The organism is Streptomyces sp. NPDC057654 (assembly GCF_042800135.1).
Lineage (GTDB): Bacteria > Actinomycetota > Actinomycetes > Streptomycetales > Streptomycetaceae > Streptomyces.
Map to the genome: position 1 here is coordinate 1 of NZ_JBHVHQ010000444.1, position 6,856 is coordinate 6,856.

General features: G+C 72.7%; 6 protein-coding genes. 3 read left to right on the forward strand and 3 right to left on the reverse strand.

Annotated elements, in window-relative coordinates; translation table 11 throughout:
* The coding region (locus ACFU99_RS27215; protein WP_384396699.1) for a peptidase C39 family protein at nucleotides 1-1,303 on the forward strand (1,303 nt) is incomplete at its 5' end.
* A 16-nt stretch (nucleotides 1,304-1,319) separates the two neighbouring features.
* Here ACFU99_RS27215 and ACFU99_RS27220 read toward each other — a convergent pair.
* The gene (locus ACFU99_RS27220; protein WP_384396702.1) at nucleotides 1,320-2,270 is read right to left on the reverse strand and encodes an NAD-dependent epimerase/dehydratase family protein; all 951 of its coding nucleotides are present in this window, start codon (nucleotides 2,268-2,270) and stop codon (nucleotides 1,320-1,322) included.
* Nucleotides 2,271-2,654: 384 nt separating this feature from the next.
* Between ACFU99_RS27220 and ACFU99_RS27225 the strand changes: the two genes are divergently transcribed.
* Complete coding sequence (locus ACFU99_RS27225) at nucleotides 2,655-3,479, forward strand: SAM-dependent methyltransferase (RefSeq protein ID WP_384396705.1); 825 nt, start codon at nucleotides 2,655-2,657, stop codon at nucleotides 3,477-3,479.
* A gap of 23 nt (nucleotides 3,480-3,502) precedes the next feature.
* Nucleotides 3,503-5,671, forward strand: a complete 2,169-nt coding sequence (locus ACFU99_RS27230) for a putative bifunctional diguanylate cyclase/phosphodiesterase (RefSeq protein WP_384396710.1) — start codon at nucleotides 3,503-3,505, stop codon at nucleotides 5,669-5,671.
* 17 nt (nucleotides 5,672-5,688) lie between these two features.
* On the opposite strand, the gene ACFU99_RS27235 is transcribed toward ACFU99_RS27230, so the two are convergent.
* Together ACFU99_RS27235 and ACFU99_RS27240 are read right to left on the reverse strand one after the other, a co-directional pair.
* Complete coding sequence (locus tag ACFU99_RS27235; protein ID WP_384396707.1) at nucleotides 5,689-6,093, reverse strand: DUF779 domain-containing protein; 405 nt, start codon at nucleotides 6,091-6,093, stop codon at nucleotides 5,689-5,691.
* A gap of 127 nt (nucleotides 6,094-6,220) precedes the next feature.
* A complete protein-coding gene (locus ACFU99_RS27240) occupies nucleotides 6,221-6,823 on the reverse strand; it encodes an AAA family ATPase (protein WP_384396713.1) in 603 nt (200 codons plus the stop codon).
* Nucleotides 6,824-6,856 lie beyond the last annotated feature (33 nt).

The following is a 6,856-nucleotide window of genomic DNA, read 5'->3' on the forward strand; positions in this document are numbered from 1 at the left end:
GGGCCGTCCCGCGCCCGGCGTGCCGGACATGGACGAGGCCGCCACGGACGCGGCGGCCCGCGCGGCCGTCGACTACCACGGCTGGACCAGCTACGGCGACTGGCGCTGCGGCGCCGCCGAGGGCACCCGGGTCGAGTCCGGCGACCGGCCCGGCGTGGTCATCGACCACCCCATCGGCACCACGCTCTACACCGACCCGCACACCGGCACCCGCGCCACCTGGGAGTACGCGACCTGGACCTCCCCGCCGCGCACCCTGCCCGTACCGGCGGGCGAGGCGGTCGTCTCCTGGAACGCCCACACCCCGCCCGGCACCTGGCTCCAGATCGAGCTCCACGGCACGTACACGGACGGCGCCGGCACCCCCTGGTACGTGATGGGCCGCTGGACCTCCGGCGACGGGGCCGGGGACATCCGCCGCACCTCCGTCGACGACCAGCGCGACGGGAAGAGCAGCATCTCCACGGACACCTTCGCCATGGACGCCGCCGCCGGCTCGCTGCGCCTCGCCTCGTACGAGCTGAAGATCACCCTCTACCGCAAGCCGGGCACCCGGCTCACGCCCACCGTGTGGCGGCTCGGCGCGATGGCCTCCGACCTGCCCGACCGCTTCACGGTGCCCGCCTCGGCACCGGGGCCGGGCAGCGCCCGCGAGCTGAGGGTGCCGCGCTACTCGCAGGAGATCCACAAGGGGCAGTACCCGGAGTACGACAACGGCGGCGAGGCGTGGTGCAGCCCCACCTCCTCGCAGATGATCATCGAGTACTGGGGCCGCCGCCCCACCGCGGCGGACCTGGCCTGGGTGAACCCCGCCTACGCGGACCCCCAGGTCTGCCACGCGGCCCGCTACACGTACGACTACCAGTACCAGGGCTGCGGCAACTGGCCCTTCAACGCCGCCTACGCCGCGACCTACCGCGACATGCAGGGCGTCGTCACCCGGCTCAGCTCCCTGAACGACGCCGAGAAGCTCATCGCCGTCGGCATCCCCCTCATCACCTCGCAGTCCTTCCTCGCCTCGGAACTGGACGGCGCGGGCTACGGCACGGCGGGCCACCTGATGACGGTCGTCGGCTTCACCGCCAAGGGCGATGTCATCGCCAACGACCCGGCGTCGCCCAGCGACGCGGCGGTCCGCCACGTCTACAAACGTCGGCAGTTCGAGAACATCTGGCTCAGAACAAAGCGCTACAACGCCTCGAACAAGGTGGTCAGCGGTACCGGCGGCATCTGCTACCTCTACTTCCCCGTGGAGGTGACGGAGGAGCAGCGGCGCGTGCTGAGGACGTTCGGCATCCGCTGACCGGTGCGGCGGGGCGTCAGCCGTTCGGCGCGGCGAAGGCGGAGCGGTACCACTCGACGGTGGCGCGCAGGGCCTCCGGCATGGGGGTGGCGCGCAGCCCCAGCTCTTCGGTGACGGCCGTGTCGTCCATGACGAACGGCTCGGTGTGCCAGTAGAAGAGCTCGGCGTACTCGCCCATGAACTCCGCGTCGAACGGGCCCCAGGGCTTCGGCTCGGTCAGCACGTCGGCGCGGACCGGGCGGCCGATCTCCTCGGCGACGAGGTCGAACACCTGGCGGGTCGTCAGGGCCGGGGCCACCGGCAGGTGCCACAGCCGCCCCCAGGCGTCCGGGCGCTCCGCGAGGGTCACGAGGCCGGCGGCGAGGTCCGGGACGTAGGTGTAGCTGTGCGGCAGGTCGATGTCGCCCATGGCGCCCACCGGCTCGCCGCTCAGCGCCGCCGGGAAGACGCCCCCGCCGAGGGACGACGTCAGCGTGCGCGGCCCGAAGAAGTCCGCCGCCATCCCCAGCACCACACGGGCCTCGCCCCGGCGGTGCGCCTCCAGATACCGCTCGGCGATCCGCGCCCGCACCCGGCCCTTGCGCGACGTCGCCGCGAACGGCGTCCGCTCCGTCATCGGGACCCCGCCGGTCGGCCCGTACAGATTGAGCGTCTCGACCGTCGCCAGCACGGCTCCGCTGCGCCCGACCGCCGTCAGCAGCGCCTCCTGGATGCGCGGCAGGGTCTCGGGCTGCTGCGCGTACGGCACATGGGTGCAGTTGTAGACGGCGGCGGCGCCTTCGACGGCCTCGCGCACCCGCTCGGCGTCCGTGACGTCGGAGGCGACGAGCTCCGCCCCCGGCGGCACCGCCGCGCGCCCCGACCGGTTCACGCAGCGCACGCGCCGCCCGCGGGCGAGAAGTTCATCGGCGACCGCGAGCCCCGAGGGCCCCGTGCCCAGCACGACGTGCAGTTGACGGTCGTTCATGACCCGCTCCTTTGGTTAGTGCTCTTCGTTGTGGTTATATCTTATAACTAAAACTACGATCCATCGCGCGGGCGATGAAGTCAAGGGGGCCGTCATGGTCGTCACGGCCCGGAGGGGCTGAGCGGACATTCCTGCCGGAAGTTCGTGGCGCGGGGTCAGACCGTGCGTCCGGGGCGGGTGTTCGACGGAGAATGTGCTGTGCGGCACTTTCGTGCGGCGTGCGTCGGGGGGCTTGAGACCGTACGATTGAGGGGCTCACGCCGTGTCACATGCGCCCCTCCATGGCCGAATGCGGACCGTGCTTTTCCGCTTCGGGGTTCCATTCGAACGGACGATCAGTAGCCTCGGCTCAACACACCCGCGATGAGCTGGAGCGACTGACTGATGGAGCGTCCCACCTGGGCCCCCCAGGGAATCGACCTGTCTGTGCCGAGCGTGTCCCGGATCTACGACTACTACCTGGGCGGCTCGCACAACTTCGAGGCCGACCGCGAGGCCGGCCGCAGGGCGATCGAGGCATTTCCCGGGCTGCCGAAGGTCATGCAGACCAACCGCGCGTTCATGCGGCGCGCTGTGCGCTACGCCATCGGCGAGGGTGTGAACCAGTTCCTGGACATCGGCTCCGGCATCCCCACCTTCGGCAACGTCCACGAGATAGCCCAAGCGGCCGACCCTGCCGCCCGGGTGGTCTACGTGGACCATGACCCGGTGGCCGTCGCCCACAGCCGGGCCGTCCTCGACGGCGACCCGCGGTCCGCCATCGTCGCCGCCGATCTCCGCGCCCCGCTGGAGATCCTGGCCAGCCCCGAGGCCGGCCGGCTGCTCGACCTCGACCGTCCGGTCGCGCTCCTGCTCGTGGCCGTGCTCCACTTCATGGAGGACAAGGACGACCCCTGGAAGGCGGTCGCCCGGCTGCGCGACGCGCTCGCTCCGGGCAGTCTGCTGGTGATGACGCACGCCTCCCTCGAAGGCGGGCCGCGGAAGCCGGAGGAAGGTGCAGGAGTGCAAGGTGTGTACCGCGAGGTCGGCTCGCCGCTGCTGATGCGCTCGCGGGACGAAGTCACCCGGTTCTTCGCCGGGTTCGAGATCGTCGAACCCGGTCTGGTCTCCATGCCGCACTGGCGGCCCGACGCCGCCGACACCCCCGAGGGCTCGGACGAGGACCCGGTGGTCTTCAGCGGATTCGCCGGCGTAGGGCGCAAGCAGTGACCGTCGCACGGGGCGGCAGACAGATGCCACGGAGCGCCGCCGACGAGGACCGGCTCCAGCGGTTCGCCGCCATCTGGAGCCGCGCCGTCTACCCCGCCACCACCACCTCCATGACGCGCGCCGAGTTCGAGGGCTACCTCGTACCGCTCGCGGGCCGGCTCAGCGACGCGCTGCGCGCCCAGCCCTTCGACGCCGGGCCCGCCGCCGACATCGGGGCCGCCCTCGTCGACGCCCACTGCACCGACCCCGAGGCGCTGCCCCTGATCCTCAGCGTCATCGACGCCTACCTGGTCCTCTACTGCCCGCCCGGCGACGAGATGTCCGCCGAGGAGAGCCGCTCCCGCTGCTCCCGCCTCCAGCACGGCGTCGCCGCCGGCTTCGCCCGCGCCCTGCGCGAGCGCACCCGCAGCGAGCAGGAGGCCATCACCCGCGCCGCGCTGGGCGCGCGCGCCGAGGCCGAACAGGCGCTGCACGTCAGCGAGGCCCGGTTCCGCGCGGTGTTCGAGGCCGCGGCCGTCGGCATCGGGATCGCCGACGTCGACGGCAAGGTCCTGGAGGTCAACGACGCGCTGTCGCGGATGTTCGGCGGCATGGAGCACCTCGCCAGCGGCAGCAGGGCCACCGACTGGGGACACCCCGAGGACTCGCCCGAGGTCTGGGGCCTCTACCGCGAACTCGTCCGCGGCGAGCGCGACCACTACCGCATCGAGAAGCCCTACGCCCGCGGCGACGGCAGCGTCCTGTGGACCACGCTCACGGTCTCCCTGCTGCGCGACGCCGACGGCGAGCCCAAATACCAGATCGCGCTCATGGAGGACATCACCGAGCGGCGGCGGCTGCACGAACGGCTGCGCTACGAGGCCCGCCACGACGCCCTCACCGGCCTGCCCAACCGCACCATGTTCTTCGAACACCTCGACCGCGCCCTCGCCAGCGGCCCCGACGGCGCGGACGGCGACCGGGTCGGCCTGTGCTACCTGGACATCGACGGCTTCAAGGCCGTCAACGACAGCCTCGGCCACGCCGTCGGCGACGAACTGCTGGTCGCCGTCGCGGAGCGGCTGCGCGCCTGCGCCACCGCCCCCGGCCAGCTCGTGGCCCGCCTCGGCGGCGACGAGTTCGTCGGCCTGGTCACCGGCCCGTCCGCCAACGCCGAGGCCACCGCGCTCGCCCGCCGCATGCTGCGGGCCCTCGCCGACCCCGTCCACCTCGAAGGGCGCGAGCTGTCCGTACGGGCCAGCATCGGCGTCGTCGACGGGAAGACCGGCACCGCCGCCACCCGGGGCGCCGCCGAGGTGCTGCGCAGCGCCGACATCACGATGTACCGCGCCAAGGCCGCCGGCGGCAACCGCTACGAGCTCGCCGACGCCGCCTGCGACGCCCGCGCCATCGCCCGGCACTCCCTCACCAACTGCCTGCCCGCGGCCCTGGACAACGGCGAGTTCTTCATCGAGTACCAGCCGCTGGTACGCCTCGGCGACGGCGTCGTACGCGGCGCGGAGGCGCTCGTCCGGTGGCTGCACCCGGTGCACGGCGTCCTCGGCCCCGACCAGTTCATCCCGCTGGCCGAGTCCACCGGGCTGATCGTGCCGCTCGGCCGCTGGGTCCTCCAGGAGGCGGCCCGGCAGGCCCGCGCCTGGAAGCACGCCGAGGGGGACGGGCCGGACGCCGGGCCGCTGCGCGTCAACGTCAACCTGTCACCGGCCCAGCTCTGCTATCCGGGCCTCGTCGCCGAGACGGTCGAGGTGCTCGCCGAAGCGGGGCTCGACCCCGCCGCCCTGTGCCTGGAAGTCACCGAGAACGCCCTGATCGGCGCCGACGAGGACGCGCTGCGCCCGCTGCGGCAACTCGCCGACCTCGGCGTCGACATCGCCCTCGACGACTTCGGAACCGGCTACTCCAACCTCTCCTACCTGCGCAGACTCCCCGTCTCCACGCTCAAGCTCGACCGCTCCTTCACCCGCGGCATGCAGTGCTCGCCCGCCGACCCCGTCGACGTGAAGATCGTCGAGGGGATCGTCTCGCTCGCCCACACGCTCGACCTGTCGGTCACGGTCGAGGGGGTGGAGACGGGGAGCCAGGCCGAGTGCCTGCGCGTCCTGGGCTGCGACACCGCCCAGGGCTGGTACTACGCGCGCCCCGGCCCGCCCGAGCGCCTGCACACGCTCTCGCTGGTGGACGCGGCCTCGTAAGCATCCGTGCGACGGGCCTACGGGCCCACCTGCGGGTGCCGCGGGTCGCCGAGCTGTTCGTGCTCCTCGTCCGTGAGCAGCCGCGAACGGATCAGGAACCGCACCCCCTCGGGCGCTTCGAGCGAGAAGCCCCCGCCGCGCCCCGGCACCACATCCACCGTGAGGTGGGTGTGGTGCCAGCGCTCGAACTGGTCGGCGGACATCCAGAAGCCGATCGGCTCGGCCACCCCGTCGACGTCCAGCGACGCGAGCAGGACGTCGGAGGAGCCCGTACGGAACTCGCCCGCCGGGAAGCACATCGGCGAGCTGCCGTCACAGCAGCCGCCGGACTGGTGGAACATCAGCGGGCCGTGCGCGGCGCGGAGCCGGCGCAGCAGATCGGCGGCGGCCGGGGTCAGTGCGATGCGCGAGACGGCGGTCATGGAGGTCTCCTCCGGGGTGTTGCCGGGAACCGGTTCCTCATCAGGAGAGCAGGGCGCCCGTTGCAAGGACGTTGCGAGGACGTGGCGAGGGCGCTGCGCGCCTTCTTCCAGGGCCCCGGCGGGTCGGTCAGTCGAAGCGGATGTGGCGGGCGCTCGTCGCGTACTGGCGCAGCCGCGTCCGCAGCGGCCCGTCGTCGTTCGCGGCGATCGGCAGCCCGGCCGACCGCGCGATCCGCTCGGCGACCCGCGCGACCGGGGTGCGGTCGGTGCTGATGTGCTCGGCGAACTCCGGTTCCCGCAGCCGCTTCAGGCAGTCGTCGAGCCGGGCCACGGCGAAGCTCTCGGTCCGCAGGCCGAACCCGAGCCCCCGCTGCCGCAGCCGCCGCAGCACCGTGGCGCGCTCGGCGAGCAGCGAGAAGTGGTGCACCTCGTGGCCGGCGTCGCGGAGCCTGCCGACGACCTCGGCGAAGTAGCCGGAGTCGACGAGCGTCATCGGGACGATGACCGGGCCGGGGTGCTCGCGCAGGGCCAGGTCGAGCATGTCGTACACGCTCCGCCGCCAGGTCGGCAGGTCCTGGAAGTCGCCGCGCAGGGCGGGCGGCAGCATGCGGTGCAGCCCGAACCCGGCGTGCTCGGGATCGCACACGACGCTGCCCGCTATCCGGCGGCGCAGCTCGAACGCGGTCTGGGTCTTGCCGCCCCCGAAGGGGCCGTTGATCCACAGCAGCATGCGGCCGACGATACCGGGGGCGCGTCCCCGGCC